The sequence below is a fragment of the Chromohalobacter moromii genome (assembly GCF_023091865.1).
Lineage (GTDB): Bacteria > Pseudomonadota > Gammaproteobacteria > Pseudomonadales > Halomonadaceae > Chromohalobacter > Chromohalobacter moromii.
On sequence record NZ_JAHXDI010000001.1, the window covers coordinates 1,402,518 to 1,418,768 of the forward strand.

Annotated in this window: 12 protein-coding genes; 6 read left to right on the forward strand and 6 right to left on the reverse strand. The window is 58.4% G+C overall.

Annotated elements, in window-relative coordinates; all coding sequences use genetic code 11:
• Nucleotides 1–15 precede the first annotated feature (15 nt).
• The 3 genes from pheT (at nucleotide 16) to KZO83_RS06275 (ending at nucleotide 3,359) form a co-directional block, all read left to right on the forward strand.
• Complete coding sequence (pheT, locus tag KZO83_RS06265; protein WP_247620147.1) at nucleotides 16–2,397, forward strand: phenylalanine--tRNA ligase subunit beta; 2,382 nt, start codon at nucleotides 16–18, stop codon at nucleotides 2,395–2,397.
• A gap of 28 nt (nucleotides 2,398–2,425) precedes the next feature.
• Nucleotides 2,426–2,734, forward strand: coding sequence for an integration host factor subunit alpha (gene ihfA, locus KZO83_RS06270; RefSeq protein ID WP_040243453.1), 309 nt, complete (start codon nucleotides 2,426–2,428; stop codon nucleotides 2,732–2,734).
• A 163-nt stretch (nucleotides 2,735–2,897) separates the two neighbouring features.
• Nucleotides 2,898–3,359: a flavodoxin domain-containing protein gene (locus KZO83_RS06275; protein ID WP_179000214.1), complete on the forward strand. Its 462-nt coding sequence runs from the start codon at nucleotides 2,898–2,900 to the stop codon at nucleotides 3,357–3,359.
• Nucleotides 3,360–3,844: 485 nt separating this feature from the next.
• Here KZO83_RS06275 and KZO83_RS06280 read toward each other — a convergent pair whose 3' ends face one another.
• Nucleotides 3,845–4,978 carry an alkene reductase gene (locus KZO83_RS06280; RefSeq protein WP_247620148.1) on the reverse strand — a complete coding sequence of 378 codons (1,134 nt, stop codon included), beginning with the start codon at nucleotides 4,976–4,978 and terminating at the stop codon, nucleotides 3,845–3,847.
• Nucleotides 4,979–5,171: 193 nt separating this feature from the next.
• Nucleotides 5,172–6,536 carry a nucleotide 5'-monophosphate nucleosidase PpnN gene (gene ppnN / locus KZO83_RS06285; protein ID WP_179000211.1) on the reverse strand — a complete coding sequence of 455 codons (1,365 nt, stop codon included), beginning with the start codon at nucleotides 6,534–6,536 and terminating at the stop codon, nucleotides 5,172–5,174.
• Nucleotides 6,537–6,837: 301 nt separating this feature from the next.
• On the opposite strand from ppnN, the gene KZO83_RS06290 reads away from it, so the two are divergent.
• Nucleotides 6,838–7,761, forward strand: coding sequence for a LysR family transcriptional regulator (locus KZO83_RS06290; protein ID WP_040243441.1), 924 nt, complete (start codon nucleotides 6,838–6,840; stop codon nucleotides 7,759–7,761).
• A gap of 101 nt (nucleotides 7,762–7,862) precedes the next feature.
• Here the strand turns inward: KZO83_RS06290 and gcvP are convergent, their stop codons facing one another.
• Nucleotides 7,863–10,763 (reverse strand): aminomethyl-transferring glycine dehydrogenase, encoded by a 2,901-nt coding sequence (gene gcvP, locus KZO83_RS06295; protein WP_247620149.1) that lies wholly within the window; start codon nucleotides 10,761–10,763, stop codon nucleotides 7,863–7,865.
• 107 nt (nucleotides 10,764–10,870) lie between these two features.
• Nucleotides 10,871–11,266, reverse strand: a complete 396-nt coding sequence (gene gcvH / locus KZO83_RS06300; protein WP_179000209.1) for a glycine cleavage system protein GcvH — start codon at nucleotides 11,264–11,266, stop codon at nucleotides 10,871–10,873.
• 575 nt (nucleotides 11,267–11,841) lie between these two features.
• Between gcvH and KZO83_RS06305 the strand changes: the two genes are divergently transcribed.
• Nucleotides 11,842–13,227, forward strand: a complete 1,386-nt coding sequence (locus KZO83_RS06305) for an alanine/glycine:cation symporter family protein (RefSeq protein ID WP_179000208.1) — start codon at nucleotides 11,842–11,844, stop codon at nucleotides 13,225–13,227.
• 55 nt (nucleotides 13,228–13,282) lie between these two features.
• Nucleotides 13,283–14,398 (forward strand): glycine cleavage system aminomethyltransferase GcvT, encoded by a 1,116-nt coding sequence (gcvT, locus tag KZO83_RS06310; protein ID WP_179000207.1) that lies wholly within the window; start codon nucleotides 13,283–13,285, stop codon nucleotides 14,396–14,398.
• Between the two features lie 63 nt (nucleotides 14,399–14,461).
• On the opposite strand, the gene KZO83_RS06315 is transcribed toward gcvT, so the two are convergent.
• Both KZO83_RS06315 and KZO83_RS06320 read right to left on the reverse strand, forming a co-directional pair.
• A complete protein-coding gene (locus KZO83_RS06315) occupies nucleotides 14,462–15,028 on the reverse strand; it encodes a phosphatase PAP2 family protein (RefSeq protein WP_247620150.1) in 567 nt (188 codons plus the stop codon).
• Entirely contained in the window at nucleotides 15,000–16,157 is a 1,158-nt protein-coding gene (locus KZO83_RS06320) for a glycosyltransferase family 4 protein (protein ID WP_247620151.1), read from the reverse strand. Before KZO83_RS06320 ends, KZO83_RS06315 begins: the two co-directional genes overlap by 29 nt.
• Between the last annotated feature and the right edge of the window lie 94 nt (nucleotides 16,158–16,251).

Sequence of the window (16,251 nt, forward strand, 5' to 3'; positions counted from 1 at the left end):
GACACAGGAAGAAACATGAGATTTTCCGAAACATGGTTGCGCGATTGGGTGTCGCCCGAACTCACGACGCAGGCGCTTGCTGACCGGATCACGATGGCCGGGCTGGAAGTCGACGCTATCGAGGCCGTAGCGGGCGACTTTGAAGGTGTCGTCGTCGCTGAGGTGGTCGCTAAAGAGCCTCATCCCAGTGCCGACAAGCTTAATGTCTGCCAGGTCAATGATGGTGGCGATGAACCGGTACAGGTGGTATGTGGTGCTCCTAACGTAGCGGTTGGGCAGAAGGTACCTTTCGCCCGGGTGAATGCAACGCTTCCCGGCGATTTCAAGATCAAGAAAGCCAAGCTACGCGGTGTGGAATCGCGTGGCATGATTTGCTCCGCGTCTGAGCTCGAGCTGGAAGAAGGCACCTCGGCCGGCATTTGGGTGTTATCTGGCGAGGCGCCCATCGGTGCGTCTCTGCGCGAGTGGCTGGCGCTTGACGATCATGCCATCGAAGTGGATCTGACGCCCAACCGTGGCGATTGCTTGAGCCTCAAAGGGCTGGCGCGTGAAGTGGGCGTGTTGAGCCGTCTACCGGTAACGGAGCCGGATACCGATATGGTTCCGGCGTCGCATCAAGCGTCGTTTCCGGTACATGTCGAGTCCCCAGCGAAATGCCCGCGTTATGCGGGGCGCATCATTCGGGGTGTCGATGTCTCGGCGAGCACACCGCTATGGATGTCCGAGCGTCTGCGTCGCAGCGGCGTTCGCGCGATCGACCCGATCGTCGATGTCACCAATTACGTGATGCTCGAACTCGGACAGCCGATGCATGCCTTCGACTTGGCAAACTTGAATGACGCCGTCGTGGTTCGCGAAGCCCAAGACGGAGAGCGCTTGACGTTGCTCGATGGACAGCAAATTACCCTGCGCGAGGGCACTCTGGTGATCGCCGACGCGAAGCAACCGTTGGCGATTGCCGGAGTCATGGGCGGCGAGTCCTCCGGCGTAAATGCCTCGACGCGGGATATTTTTCTAGAGTCGGCGTTCTTTTCGCCACTGGCGGTGGCGGGGCAGGCGCGTTCTTATGGCCTGCATACCGATGCGTCGCATCGTTTCGAGCGCGGCGTCGATCCGCAATTGGCGCAGATTGCCATCGAGCGGGCCACGCAGCTGTTGTTGAGCATTGTCGGGGGTGAGCCGGGCCCCGTGACCGATATCATGAGCCCTGATCATTTGCCGCTAGGCCGTGACGTTGTCTTGCGTCGTGAGCGTCTCGATCAATGCTTGGCCTTGGTCATGGCCGGTGACGATGTCGTGGATATCCTGTCGCGTCTTGGCATGCGTGTATCCACCATCGACTCGGGTTGGCGGGTGACGGTGCCTAGCTGGCGTTTCGATATTGCGCTGGAAGAAGACCTCATCGAAGAGTTGGCGCGTATTCATGGCTACGACCAAGTCCCCGTACGGCGACCTTCCGCGCGCTTGAAGTTGAGTGCCTCCAACGAGGCACGCCAGCCCCTGTCGCGTCTGCGTCGACACTTGGTGGCACGCGGTTATCAAGAAGCGATTACCTATAGCTTCGTCGCGCCCGAGCTGCAAGAGGCGCTGACTCCAGGGGCGGTGGCACCGTATCTGGCCAATCCCATCTCATCCGATATGTCGGTCATGCGGGCGAGCTTACTACCTGGGCTGGTCAAGGCGTTGAGCCACAACCTCAACCGTCAGCAAGCGCGTATCCGGCTGTTCGAAACGGGGCTCGTGTTCCGTGGCGAGCTGGATGATCTTGAGCAGGTGGCGATGCTCGGTGGCATCGTGTGTGGACCGAGACAACCGGAAGGGTGGTCTTCTTCTCGCGAGAGTGTCGACTTCTTCGACCTCAAGGGAGATCTGGAAAGCCTGATGGCGTTGACTCAGCAGCCTGATGCATGGCGTTTCGATGCCGGCGAGCACCCGGGCATGCATCCCGGTCAGACGGCTCGGATTTTGTGTAACGACCGTCATGTGGGCTGGGTAGGTGCCTTGCATCCCGGGGTGCGTGCCAGTTTGGGTATCAAGACCAATGCTTTTGTATTCGAGCTGGAGTTGGAGGCACTGACTCAAGGTAATCTACCGGCTTTCGCCCCCTTGTCGCGTCATCCGGATGTGCGTCGCGATCTCGCCTTGGTCGTGAGTGACGATGTGCCGGTCATGGCCTTGATGGATGTCATGCGTGAACAGGCCGGGGAATGGCTGGTCGACATGCGACTTTTCGATGTCTATCAAGGCGAGGGCATCGAAAAAGGCCACAAGAGTCTTGCCTTGGGCTTGACCTGGCAGCATCCTTCGCGCACGCTGAATGACGATGAAATCAATCAGTTAGTCGATGCCATCGTCGGCGAGGCAAAAATGCGCTTCGCGGCGGTCTTGAGGAGTTAATCCCATTAGCCGTTACGAGGATGAGAGCATGGGGGCGCTGACCAAAGCGGATTTGGCCGAACATCTACATGCTGAGCTGGGTTTTTCCAAGCGCGAAGCAAAGTCGATGGTCGAAGCCTTCTTTGAAGAAATTCGCAGCTGCCTACGCGAAAACGAGCAGGTTAAACTGTCCGGATTCGGAAATTTCGATTTGCGCGACAAGCGTGAACGTCCGGGGCGCAATCCCAAAACCGGCGAAGAAATTCCGATTTCGGCGCGTCGTGTGGTGACGTTCCGCCCTGGACAGAAGCTCAAGGCGCGGGTCGAGGATTTCGACGACGCGGATGTCATTCACTGACGCCGCAGCGTTCTGCCCATGCAATGTCACAATCTCGGGTATCTCGGGCACTTGCGAGTGCTCGGGATTGTGTCGTTCATCTTCATTTCCAGACGCTAACGACGTGTCATGCATGTGCTAACATGGCGCGCACACTTTACCGTTAAATCGACGACTGAACTGCATGCCAAGCATCAAAATCTTCGTAGGCACCATGTACGGTGGTGCTCTGGACGTTGCCGAGCAGGTGGCGCCGCTTTTCGAGCAAGTGGGCTATGAAGTGGCGATCGTAGAGCAACCGACCCTAAGCGATCTCGATCCCTTACCCGATCTCGCCTTATTCTGCGTTTCCACCACCGGTAGCGGTGATTTTCCCGGTAATTTCGTGCCCTTCGCGCGTGATCTCCGTGAATCGCCGCCCGCGCTAAACCAGTGTCGCTATGGGCTGATTGCCCTGGGAGATAGCTCCTATGGTGAGACGTTCTGCGGTGCGGGTCGGTCGCTGGATGCCTTGCTGGAAGATCTGGGAGCTCAACGCTTGGGCGAGCGTTTGGAAATCGACGCCATGGAGACTTTCATGGCCGATGATGCCGCCATTCCTTGGGTCGAATCATGGATCGACGAGCAAGGGTTGCAGGCCACGTGACGAACGAGACTACGACGTCACCCTCTGCTGCACGCTTGAGCGTCATGGTTGGGCTTCTGCTCGTAACACTGTGCTCTTGGCCGCGCTATCAACTAGGGGGTTATGACACCCACAGTGGTTTGTTGGGCATGGTTGCCGTGGGGTTGGCTGTCGTCATCGTCGCCTATTGGCGACTTATGACCGCGAGCCAGCGTCGTCTGCTTCCGATACGACTCAAGTGGTTGGCCATGTCATTCGTGATCGGTGGTGTGGTGATGACCACGTGGTACTATGGCCTTGCAAGCTCTCGGGCCGAGTGGGCGACCGTGTTGTCGCATGGTGCCACGGTCGGCTTGCTTCTTCACGCTATCTCGACAGGCTGGCGTTCTCGTCGGTGAGTCTTCTTTGCGCGCCGTGCCGAATCTTGAGTCGCGCTCGGTTTGAACGCGAAACCCCCGGTCCTGTGGATCGGGGGTTTTCGTTTCGATAGTACGCTCTAGCCGCTGTCAGGACTTTTCGCGAATCATCTCTTCGCGCGCCAGGCGTGCTTGTTCCTCGGGATAGGTAGGGAAATCCACGTAGCCGCGCGCATCGCCACCATAGAACGTATTGGCATCGAAGTCCGCCAACGGCCAGCCGTTTTGCATCCGCTCGACCAGGTCGGGGTTCGAGGTGAAATAACGACCGAACACCGGAAGATCGATGGTGCCTTCATTCACCAGTTTTTCAGCTTCTGCCTGATCGAGGTTGCCGGCGAGCAGCAGGTTGCCCTTATACACATCACGGAACTGGCGCAGATAATCGCGCGGCATCGGGGGCATGCCTTGTCCGCCCTGATCGTGCAGATGCACGTAAGCAAGACCGCGTTTGTTGAATTCGCGTGCCAGGTGGAGATAGGTTTCGCCGTTATCATCGTATTCCGGCATGTCGAACAGCGTGCCGAACGGTGACAGGCGAACCCCAACGCGCCGTGCGCCAATCATCTTGCTGACTTCATCGATGACCTCGAGCAACAGACGGCAGCGATTTTCGCGCGATCCGCCGTATTCGTCGTTCCGGTCGTTGACTTCTGGGTTGAGGAATTGCTCGAAGAGATAGCCGTTGGCACCGTGAATTTCGACACCATCGAAGCCGACATCGCGGGAATTGACCGCCGCTTGGGCGAAGTCACGCACGATATCGTGTACTTCATGAGTATCGAGACGCCGAGGCTGGCTAGCGTTGAGCATATCTGGCTGACCGTTGTCGTTATAGCCAAAGGCCATGCCACCTTGTTTGTCGCTGGGGCCGACAGGTGACGCACCTGCAACCTGCACTGTGGTATGGGAAACGCGCCCCACGTGCCAGATCTGGGCGAAGAAAATACCGCCGCGCTCGTGCACGGCGCGCGTGGCTTTGGCCCAGCCGGCCAGTTGGTCGGGGCCAAAAATCCCGGGATTGTAGAGATAGCCTTGACCCTGCCGCGAAATGGGGGTGCCTTCGGAGATGATCAGCCCGGCGCTGGCACGTTGGCGGTAATAGAGGGCGCCCATCTCGGTTGGGATGTCCTCGGGCGCACGTGAACGCGTCATGGGGGCCATCACGATGCGGTTGTTCAAGCGCGTACCATTGAGATCGAAGGATTCGAAGAGTGAAGCCATGCGATGCTCTCCTTTCGGGCAGGCGGTGAATGGAAACGAAGACGCGAGCCACAGGACGGGGCTCGCGTACGTTCGAAAGTCTAGAGGACTGTTAGCCTTTTAACAATTGCATGAGACGATCAAGCCCATAAGCAAAGGTTATCTAGCGTCAAGCGCCATTTCCTGCATGCAAGGTTTTGTCGTTTGTCGACGCTCAGCCCAGCGTATAACAGGGGACGTACTCACTGCCCGGCAATTTCATGCGTTCCTGGGCGACGAATGAGGTCAAGAGCGCGTCGAGATGTGCCATCAGTTCCGGCTCGGCATGCAAATGGAAGGGGCCGCGCTCCTCGATGGCGCGAATACCTTCTTCCTTGACGTTGCCGGCGACGATGCCCGAAAACGCGCGCCGCAGGTTGGCCGCGAGTTCATGGACGGGCTGCTCGCGATGCAAGGCAAGCTCGACCATGCTTTCGTGGGTGGGTTCGAAAGGCAATTGAAAGCCGGCATCCACGTTGAGGCGCCAGTTGAAATAGAACGCGTCGTTCTGACTGCGCCGAAACGCGCCCACGTCGTCCACGCCTCGGCGCATGGCACGACCGACCTCGGTGGGGTCGTCAATGATGATCTGATAGCGTTCACGGGCCTTTTCTCCGAGGGTGAAGGCCAGAAACTCATCGATGCGCTTGAAGTAGTCGGCGCTGTCGCGGGGGCCGGTAAAGATGACCGGGAAGGGGACGTCGGCGTTGTCTGGGTGTAGAAGAATGCCCAGCAAATAGAGGATTTCCTCGGCAGTTCCCACGCCGCCAGGGAAGATCACGATGCCATGACCGGCCCGCACGAAGGCCTCGAGGCGCTTCTCGATGTCGGGCATGATCACTAGTTCATTGACGATGGGATTGGGCGATTCGGCGGCAATGATGCCGGGTTCGGAAATACCTAGATAACGGCCATTGTGACGACGCTGCTTGGCATGTGCGACGTTGGCGCCCTTCATGGGACCTTTCATGGCGCCGGGGCCGCATCCCGTGCAGATGTCGAGATCGCGGAGTCCTAGGTGATAGCCCACGTCCTTGCTGTAATCGTATTCCTCACGGGTGATGGAATGGCCGCCCCAGCACACCACTAGGCTGGGTTCGCGCGCCGACTTTAGCGTCCCGGCGTTGCGTAGGATATGGAAAACGGCGTTGGTGATGCCATCTCCACGCTGAAGGTCGAACTTGGGCGTGTGCTGGATTTCGTTATGAACGTAGACGATATCGCGTAGCACGGCGGAAAGGTGCTCGCGAATCCCGCGGATCATTTGGCCATCGACGAAAGCGCTGTGCGGTGCGTTGTCGAGCTTGAGACGAATGCCGCGGTCCTGCTGCAATACTTCGATCTCGAAGTCGTGATGCGCCTGCATGAGCGCACGGCTGTCATCGGTAGGGTTGCCGCAGTTGAGCACGGCCAGTGAGCAGCGTCGCAATAAGTCGTGCAGGCCGTTGGCGGAGGTGTCACGCAGGCGGTTGACCTCTTGCTGCGAGAGGACTTCCAGGCTCCCTTCGGGAGAGATGATGGTAGAAAGTTTCTGGGGCATTGACGCATCCTTGTGGCGGCCCGAAAGCCGGAGGAAGCTCCATATGGGGCGTCGTGCCGAACGCCACTGGCGCGCTTTGCATCTGACTCGGTCACGACACGAGCTGGGAGCTGATTCATGTTTCGATGCTAACACGCGATCTTCAGCCACGCAGCGATGTGAGGTGTAGCATAATTTGCTATGATGTCGTTATCACAACCACCGAAGCCACGGTTATTGCCACGCTAACCTTCGTTGATCGTGTCATGGCTTCGACACATAAGCAGCTGCCCCGAAACGCCAGCCGGTGGACCCTCACTTCATGTTCAACGCGCAATATTTTCGTACTTTTATCACGCTTGTCGAAACGGGTAGCTTCACGCATACCGCGCGCAAGCTGGAAATGACTCAGCCCGGAGTCAGTCAACATATACGTAAGCTGGAACGCTATCTCGACAAATCCTTGCTGCAGCGGCACGGACGCCGTTTCACGCTGACCGAGGCGGGCCGGCGTGCCTATGACTATTCCGTCAAGCTGTTTGCCGAGCATGAACAGTTTCGTCACTCGCTGGACAATGACTCGCCGGATACCGGGGAATGCCGCGTGGCATCGCCGGGTAGCGTGGGGTTGATGTTTTATCCGTTCATTCTGGGGTATCAGCAGATGCACCCGGGCCTGACGGTCACCTATGATTTCGCCTTCAATGGTGAGATCGTCGATGCGGTGCTGGCTGGGCGTTTTGATGTGGGCATCGTCACCGACATTACCAAGCATCCCGATCTCAATTTCGAGCCCTGGCACCAAGAGCCACTATGCCTGGTCGTCCCTGCGGACTTCGCCGGCACCACGATCAGCGAACTCATGGCGCTGGGCTTCATGAACTATTCCGATGGCATCAACAACGCCAGCTTGCTGTTGCGGCGCAATTTTGCCGGCGAGTTTCGCTCGATGAGCCACTTTCCACAGCAGGGCTTTTCCAACGAGATCAGCATGGTGCTGGATGCGGTGGCGCGTGGTTTGGGCTTTACCGTGATCCCCCGGACTGTACTCGAGACGTCGCCTTGGCAGCGTCAGGTCAAGGAACTGCCTGTGACGGAGTCGGTATACGAAACGCTGTATGTCGTCACCAAGCGCGGCGTCGAGATGCCACGCCGTTACGAGCAACTGCTTGGTGAGTTTCGGTTGCAGCGCCGCAATGTGCTCTATGGTTACGCCGAGGCACCGCCTCTCGAGGAAGACGCCTGACGTTAGACGCCTCGAGCGTGACCATCGCGCCTGAAAAGGGCCCCTCAAGGTTTGCCTTGGTGGGGCCTTTTTGCGTATGGCGTCGTGGGCGCTAATCGAGCTCAGTCGCCATCACGATATGCCTCGATGGGCGGGCAACTGCAGATGAGGTTGCGGTCGCCATGAACATTGTCGACGCGATTGACCGTCGGCCAATACTTGGCGGCTTTGGTGGCCTCGGTGGGGAAGGCGCCCAGTTCACGTGAATACGGCCGTTCCCAGTCGTCTGCCATCAGGTCCGCTTGTGTATGTGGCGCCATGGACAAGGGATTGTTATCCGCTGGCCATTCACCGGTTTCCACGCGCCGGATTTCGTCACGAATGGCGATCATGGCATCGCAGAAGCGATCGATTTCATAGCGCGATTCCGATTCGGTCGGCTCGACCATCAAGGTGCCGGCCACGGGGAAGGACATCGTCGGAGCATGGAAGCCGTAATCCATCAAGCGCTTGGCGATATCTTCCTCGCTGATGCCGGAAGCCGTCTTGAGAGAGCGGACATCCAAGATGCATTCATGAGCGACGGTGCCGTTGCGTCCTTTATAAAGCACGGGGTAGTGCGCTTCGAGACGCTTGGCGATGTAGTTGGCGTTGAGTATCGCCAGCTCCGTGGCGAGTTTCATGCCGCGCCCGCCCATCATCTTGATATAGGCCCAGGAGATCGGCAGGATCGACGCCGAGCCGTAGGCCGCTGCCGAGACCGCGCCGGAATCCGTTTCGACACCCGGCAGAGGCGTGATGACGTGGTTGGGCACGAACGCGGCTAGATGCGCTTTGACACCAATCGGCCCCATTCCGGGACCGCCACCGCCATGCGGAATACAGAATGTCTTGTGCAGATTGAGGTGCGAAACGTCACCCCCGAAATCACCCGGTCGGCAGAGTCCGACCTGGGCGTTCATGTTAGCCCCGTCGATATAAACCTGGCCACCGTTGTCGTGCACGATACGGCAGGCTTCGCTGACGCTTTCTTCGAACACGCCGTGCGTCGATGGGTAGGTGAGCATGATCGCCGATAGCACCTCGCGGTGCTTTTCGGCCTTGCTGCGCAGGTCGTCGATATCGATGTTGCCATCGTTATCGCATTCGACGACGACGACTTTCATCTGTGCCATGGCGGCAGAGGCCGGGTTGGTGCCGTGGGCCGAGCTCGGGATCAGGCAGATATCGCGATGGCCCTGGCCTTGTGACTTCTGATAGCGCCGAATGGCAACCAGGCCCGCATATTCGCCCTGTGCGCCGGAGTTGGGCTGCATGGAAATCGTGTCATAGCCAGTGATCTCGACGAGAAATGCCGAGAGCTCATCGATCATCTGCTTGTAGCCGGCGACCTGGTCCTGCGGCGCGAAGGGATGGATATTGGCGAATTCCGGCCAGCTGATGGGGATCATCTCACTGGTGGCATTGAGTTTCATGGTGCATGAGCCCAAGGGGATCATGGCGTGTGTAAGCGATAGATCCTTATTTTCGAGACGCTTTAGGTAACGCAGCATCTCGGTTTCGCTGCGATAACGCTGGAATGTGGGGTGGGTGAGGAAATCGCTTTCCCGCGCGCAAGCGTCGGGGATGCCGGTCATGCCCTGTGTGTGGACGTGACGATCGAGCTCGCGTACCGACAACCCATGCTCGTCTCCCAGCAATACGTCGAACAGCGTGACGACGTCCGCTGCCGTAGTGGTCTCGTCGAGGCTGATGCCGATATGACCATTGGTGTCGTAGCGTAGGTTGATTTCGTGCGCCAGGCTGCGGCCATGTACCTGGCCGTGATCGAGACCGACCAGCGTGAGTGTATCGAACCAGCTTTCGTGCGCGAGTTTCACGCCGTGACGCTTGAGTCCCTCAGCGAGAATGGTCGTGAGGCGATGGATCCGCGTGGCGATGGTGCGCAGCCCTTCGGCACCGTGATAGACCGCATAGAAGCCAGCGATGTTGGCGAGCAATGCCTGAGCGGTACAGATATTGGAGGTCGCTTTCTCGCGGCGGATATGCTGCTCGCGCGTCTGCATGGCCATGCGCAAGGCACGTTGGCCACGGCTGTCCCTGGAAACGCCGATGATGCGCCCGGGGAGTGAACGCTTGAGGGCGTCGCTAGCGGCGAAAAACGCCGCATGCGGGCCACCGTAGCCCATGGGAACACCAAAACGCTGGGAGCTGCCCACGACGATGTCGGCGCCCAGCGCACCGGGTTCCTTGAGCAGTACCAGGCTCATCAGGTCAGTCGCGACGCAGGTCATGATGCGCCGTTGCTGGGCTGCTTCGAGTTGCGCCTTGATATCGCGTACTTGTCCGGTGGCTCCCGGGTATTGCAGTAATGCGCCGAAAACATCGTGATCGGCCAGAGTCTCGGCGGGCGCGATAATGAGCTCGAAACCGAAATAGGCGGCACGGGTACGCAGGACATCGAGCGTCTGAGGTAGCACATCGTCTGCCACGAAGAAGCGCTCGGTCTTGGCCTTCTTGTTGGCGCGCCGGCACAGGGCCATGGCTTCAGCGGCAGCCGTCGCCTCGTCGAGCAGGGACGCGTTGGCGATCGGCATACCGGTCAAATCCATGACCACTTGCTGGAAGTTCAGTAGTCCTTCCAGGCGCCCCTGGGCGATTTCCGGCTGATAAGGCGTGTAAGCGGTGTACCAACCGGGATTCTCCAGTACGTTGCGCTGGATGACGGCTGGTAGATGCGTGGGATAATAGCCTTGACCGATGTAGTTCTTGAAGGTCTTGTTCTGGCGTGCCAACTGCTTGAGATAGGTAAGCGCTTCCGCTTCGCCACGCGGCTCTTCGAGCGACAGGTTGCGTTCCAGGCGAATATCGCCAGGAAGCGTCTTGGCGATCAGCGACTCGGTGTCGGGAAGACCCAAGGTCGCCAGCATGTGCTGAACATCGTCCCCGTCAGGCCCATTATGGCGCGTCAAGAAGTCGTCGTGATTGGCCAATTCGGCCAGGCTGCGGTTGTCGTTTGCCATGAAACCCTCAAGCGTTGGCGGGCGGTCGAGCCCGATTCGACACGAAGCGGCGACATGTAACGAAGATGTCGCCGGCAGAACAGGACAAGTGCAACGTGCGAGACGCGTCAGCCTTCCTCGGCGCTGACGAGTGCGTCATACGCAGTGGCATCGAGCAGTGCGTCGAGCGCGTCGGGCTCGGCGAGTTTGAGCTTGATGATCCAGCCGTCTTCGTAGGGGTGCTCGTTGACGGCTTCAGGAGAATCCTCCAGCGACTCGTTAACGGCGACGACTTCACCGCTCAACGGAAGGTATAGGTCGGAGGCGGCCTTGACGGATTCGATGACACCGAATTCTTCACCAGCGTCGAGTTGTCGGCCCGTGTCGGGTAGCTCGACGAAGACGACGTCGCCCAGGGATTCCTGAGCGTGATCGGTGATACCGATCGTGACGGTGCCGTCATTGTTGTCGAGGACCCATTCATGGCTGTCGGTATAGCGAAGATTGGCAGGGATGTGGCTCATCGTGATTTTCCTATACGAAAAGATTTTCTGATTTGGGGAATATGAGTGCCATTATGCCTCATTGGTTCGCCCTTGGCATCGTCATCATGCATTTCTTCATGCCATTCGGCTCGACCGCCTAGTAAGGGTGGACAGGATACCGGCGAGCGTCCAGCAAAAAGCCATACTGCTTATAAGCTTGGGCTATGGGGGCTCACCACAGTCGCGACGTCCTGCTTTGATAAGCTTGCTGGCGATGGGGCTCTCCACGCGTATCGAAAATGCGGATGCCAGTCTGCTGTTTAGAGGTCGGAAGGAAGGATGTCCATCGGTTGCCAAGCTGGGGGACAGCGATTAGCCTTCGTTTCTAATAAGAAACTTGTTGTGCTCGTGTCTTGCTGGCGTGGCCACGCGCGTAAGTGACGAGATTTCTGTCCATAATGGCTGAAGCACTACTTTGCTTTACGGGTATGGAGAAATGCCAAGCTGATCCGCTAAAGTCAAGAGGGTTTTGGCGGTTATCTTCTTGAGCTAACGCCGTCGATGACAGTGCAGGCACTGCGCTGGATAACAACAAATGTCTGGGAGGACATCTCGTGGAAACACTCAATGCGGTATTCAGCGCCATCAATGATGTTGTATGGGGCCCCTTGATGCTCATCCTGTTGCTGGGGGTGGGAGTATATCTGCAACTGGGGCTCAAGTTGCTGCCCATTCGCAAACTGGGAGCGGGCTTCAGCCTTCTCTGGAAAGGACGTAAAGCCGAAAAAGGCGATGAGGATGAGGGGGAGATTTCCCCCTTCAATGCGCTGATGACATCGCTTTCGGCCACCGTTGGCACCGGTAATATCGCGGGTGTCGCCACTGCCATCTTCCTGGGGGGGCCGGGCGCCGTGTTCTGGATGTGGATCACGGCACTAGTAGGTATGGCTACTAAATTTTCCGAGGCGGTGCTGGCGGTTCGTTATCGTGAAGTCGATGCGGCGGGCGACCACGTCGGTGGGCCGATGTATTACATCCGCAATGGGCTGGGCAAGAAATGGGCCTGGCTGGGGGGCTTGTTTGCGTTTTTCGGTGCTGTTGCTGCTTTCGGGATCGGCAATACCGTGCAATCCAATTCGGTCGCCGATGGCCTTAGTGAGTCACTGGGGATGCCGCATTGGCTGACCGGGATGATCATCATGTTGCTGGCAGGTGCCGTGATTCTCGGCGGCATCAAGCGTATTGCCAAGGTGGCTGGCAAGCTGGTGCCGGTCATGGCGATTGCTTATATCGTCTGTGGTTTGCTGGTGCTGGTCATCAATATCGATCATGTCGGTGCTGCGCTGGGGCTAATTTTCGGGCATGCCTTTACGCCGATATCTGCCGCAGGTGGATTTGCGGGTGCCGCCGTGGCCAAGGCGATTCAATTTGGCGTGGCGCGAGGCGTGTTTTCCAATGAAGCAGGGTTGGGCAGTGCGCCGATCGCCCATGCCGCGGCGCAGACCAAGAATCCGGTTCGCCAAGGACTGGTGGCAATGCTGGGGACGTTCATCGATACCATCATCGTGTGCTCGGTTACTGCGTTGGCAATCTTGACCAGCACCGAGTGGACATCCGGTGAGACTGGCGCTGCGTTGACCGCGATGGCCTTTGATGGCGCGCTTCCGGGCATCGGCCAGTATGTCGTATCCTTCGCGTTGGCAGTGTTCGCCTTCACGACCATTCTCGGCTGGGCCTTTTATGGTGAAAAGTGCTTCGAGTATCTATTCGGCGTCGCCTCGATCAAGGTCTACCGGGTGGTTTATATCCTGGCGATACTCGTCGGCGCCGTCGCGCCGCTGGAATTTGTCTGGCTGATGGCCAGCGTCTTCAATGCCATGATGGCGATCCCCAATCTGATCGCGCTGGCCCTGCTGTCGCCGGTGGTTTTCAAACTCACCAATGATCACTTTGCCGGCAAGACCGTCTTGCCGGGCGAAGACTTGGACGATAAACGCTGAACTGTCTTGGGGCGACCATCGTCGCCCCTTCACGGATAACGACGAGGAAGCGACGATGTCCGACGACCTTCACCATACGCCGTTGCATGACGTGCACGTCTCGCGCGGGGCAAAGATGGTGCCCTTTGCCGGTTACAGCATGCCGGTGCAATATGCCTTGGGTGTCAAAAAAGAACATGAGCATACCCGCCATGCCTGCGGCTTATTCGACGTATCGCACATGGGGCAGCTCATTGTTTCGGGACCGTCACCGGCGCGTGCCATCGAAACGCTAGTGCCGGCAGATATCATCGGATTACCGGCAGGCATGCAGCGTTATGCGCTTTTTACCGGCCATGAAGGCGGTCTGCTCGATGACCTGATGATCGTCAATCGCGGCGAGGATTTATATCTCGTCGTCAATGCGGCTTGTAAGGACCAGGACGTGGCGCATCTGCGTACCGGGCTCGACGCCGAGCATCAGGTAGAAGTGCTTGACCGCGCCTTGCTGGCGTTGCAAGGCCCACAAGCCAAAGACGTCATGGCGCGCTTGTGTCCCGAGGCCTGTGACCTAGTCTTCATGCATCATGGCCAATTCGAGGCGCTTGATACTCAATTGTGGATCAGCCGCAGCGGTTATACGGGCGAGGACGGCTTCGAGATATCCGTGCCCGTAAACGCTGCCGAACGTCTGGCGACGTGGTTGCTAGAGCAGGCCGAAGTCGAGCCCATTGGCCTGGGAGCACGCGACTCACTGCGGTTGGAAGCCGGGCTGTGCTTGTATGGGCATGACCTGGATGCTCAGACGACGCCCGCTGAGGCGAGCCTTATCTGGGCCGTGGGCAAATCCCGGCGCATCGGGGGCGAACGAGAAGGAGGGTTCCCGGGAGCAGATGTCATTCTGCCCCAGATCGATACCAAACGGATTGCTCGTAAGCGTGTCGGTCTACTGGGGGAAGGGCGAGCGCCGGTGCGAGAAGGCACTCAGCTTTATAACGCTGAAGATAGTCATGTGGGCTGCGTGACATCGGGAAGCTTCGGCCCGACCCTGGGTAAGCCGGTCGCCATGGGGTATGTCGATATCGAATTCGCGGCGTTGGAAACGACGCTTTATGCCGATGTCCGTGGTAAGCGTTTGCCTATGCAGGTGTCGCGAATGCCGTTCGTTCAGGCCAAGTACTATCGCGGTTAAATCTTCCGTTTATGCTGTGACCTTCAAACCTCGAGTAAAACTCGAGGTTTTTTATTTTGCCATTTAGTCCAAAGCAGGCAGCCATTGCCCGTAAGTCGCTCCCCAAAGCCCCATTTGGGCGATCACGAACCCCAATAATGCACCTGCGATGACGTCGCTGAGGTAATGCAAGCCAAGGATGACCCGTGAGGCGGCAATTAGCCCCGTAAGGGGAAGGACGACGATGAGTAACCAGGGCGACGTCGCTGCCGTAAACGTGGAGAACATGACGGCGTGCAAAGTATGCCCGCTGGGAAAGCTGTAACGATCCAAGGGTGGCATGGTGCATGGGATACTCGAGAACGTGATATAGGGGCGTTCACGGCAGAGGCGCGTCTTGACTAGGCGGTAAAAGAGGGCGCCAAACGCAGCACATAATCCCCAAAGCAGTGTTAGGTGCCAGCCTTCGCGTCCATATATGATCGGTTGCATCAATGCCAAGGCCACCCAGGCCGGCCAGTCACCGATACGGCTGCAAAACCGGAACAAGCCGTGTATCAATCGTCGCTGGCTGAGCCGGGCGATGCGCTGACAGAGCTGCCATTCGAGAGAGTCCAGGCGCTCAAACGTGACCGGGGGACGAGATCGCATGCGGGGTCTCCTGAGTCGCCATGATCAAATACGTCAAGAAGTGTTCGCCGATGACATGCCATCCCTGGTCGACTACTTTCTCTCTTGCTGCGACACCTGAGCGGACTCGAGCATTCCGATGCCGGCAAAGGTCCACGGCGGCCCGTACAAATGCATCATCGTCCATCGCCTCTATCAAGCGACCCTCGCGTCCATCCGCAATCAATTCGCTGGCGGCCGCCTGGTCGAACGCGACGACAGGCAGGCCACTGGCCATGGCTTCGGGGACCACATTACCGTATGTCTCCGAGTGCGATGGGAATAGGAACATATCGGCGCTGGCGTAGTGGCGGGCCAAGGCTTCACCGCTTAGAAAACCGGTGAAAATTGCCTCGGGAAGCTGGCGCTCCAGGTGCTGCCTTTCGGGGCCGTCACCCACTAACACAGCGCGTAGCGTTGGGTATTCTTCTTGCATTACGCGCAACGTGCGTACGAGCAACGACGTGTTCTTCTCGGCGGCCAAGCGTCCCGCGTAGAGGATGACGGGCTGGTCGCCATCGACGCCCCATTGAGCTCTTAGGTTAGTGTCGCGCCGGGTCGGAGAAAAATGCTGAGCGTCGATGCCGCGCCCCAATACGTTGACACGCTGAAAGCCACGCCGATGTAAACGTTCGGCCTGGGCGCGCGTGGGCACGAGCGTCATCTGGCAGCGGTTGTGGAAGTAGCGCAAGCCGGCACCCACGATGCCGCTGGCCCACCGCAAGTGATAGCTTGCCGCGTACTGGTCGAAATTGGTGTGGAAACCGCCCACGACAGGAATCGATAAGTGACGCGCCGTGGCCAGCGCCGCCCAGCCCAAAGGACCTTCAGTCGCGATATAGACAACATCTGGGCGTGACTCTCGCCACAAGCGCGACAAGCGTCGCCAGGCGGGCAAGCCGACATTCACATCGGCGTAACCCGGAAGGGAAAATGCACGAACTTGCATGTCACGCTCGGCGCGACCTTCTCGGCCGCCTTGCCGGGGCCGAGGGCGCACTAGCTGCAGGTTGACGTTACGCGTGACGAGATGATGGGCCAGGCGGTCCAGCGTATGCGCCACACCGTTGATCTCGGGTGCCCAGGTTTCACTGACCAGTGCGACTCGCATGATGCACCTCCGTGGCATATCAAGACAGTGCTAGGTTCAAGTATCCTGATGACAGCAGTGAGACATCATCGTGACGATACGATGTCGTCAACCG

Coding starts and splice junctions, on each gene's coding strand:
- gcvT (WP_179000207.1), top strand. CDS start 13,283: ATGTCCGACGACCTTCACCATACGCCGTTGCATGACGTGCACGTCTCG.
- KZO83_RS06290 (WP_040243441.1), top strand. CDS start 6,838: ATGTTCAACGCGCAATATTTTCGTACTTTTATCACGCTTGTCGAAACG.
- pheT (WP_247620147.1), top strand. CDS start 16: ATGAGATTTTCCGAAACATGGTTGCGCGATTGGGTGTCGCCCGAACTC.
- gcvP (WP_247620149.1), bottom strand. CDS start 10,763: ATGGCAAACGACAACCGCAGCCTGGCCGAATTGGCCAATCACGACGAC.
- KZO83_RS06315 (WP_247620150.1), bottom strand. CDS start 15,028: ATGCGATCTCGTCCCCCGGTCACGTTTGAGCGCCTGGACTCTCTCGAA.
- ppnN (WP_179000211.1), bottom strand. CDS start 6,536: ATGCCCCAGAAACTTTCTACCATCATCTCTCCCGAAGGGAGCCTGGAA.
- KZO83_RS06280 (WP_247620148.1), bottom strand. CDS start 4,978: ATGGCTTCACTCTTCGAATCCTTCGATCTCAATGGTACGCGCTTGAAC.
- KZO83_RS06275 (WP_179000214.1), top strand. CDS start 2,898: ATGCCAAGCATCAAAATCTTCGTAGGCACCATGTACGGTGGTGCTCTG.
- gcvH (WP_179000209.1), bottom strand. CDS start 11,266: ATGAGCCACATCCCTGCCAATCTTCGCTATACCGACAGCCATGAATGG.
- ihfA (WP_040243453.1), top strand. CDS start 2,426: ATGGGGGCGCTGACCAAAGCGGATTTGGCCGAACATCTACATGCTGAG.
- KZO83_RS06320 (WP_247620151.1), bottom strand. CDS start 16,157: ATGCGAGTCGCACTGGTCAGTGAAACCTGGGCACCCGAGATCAACGGT.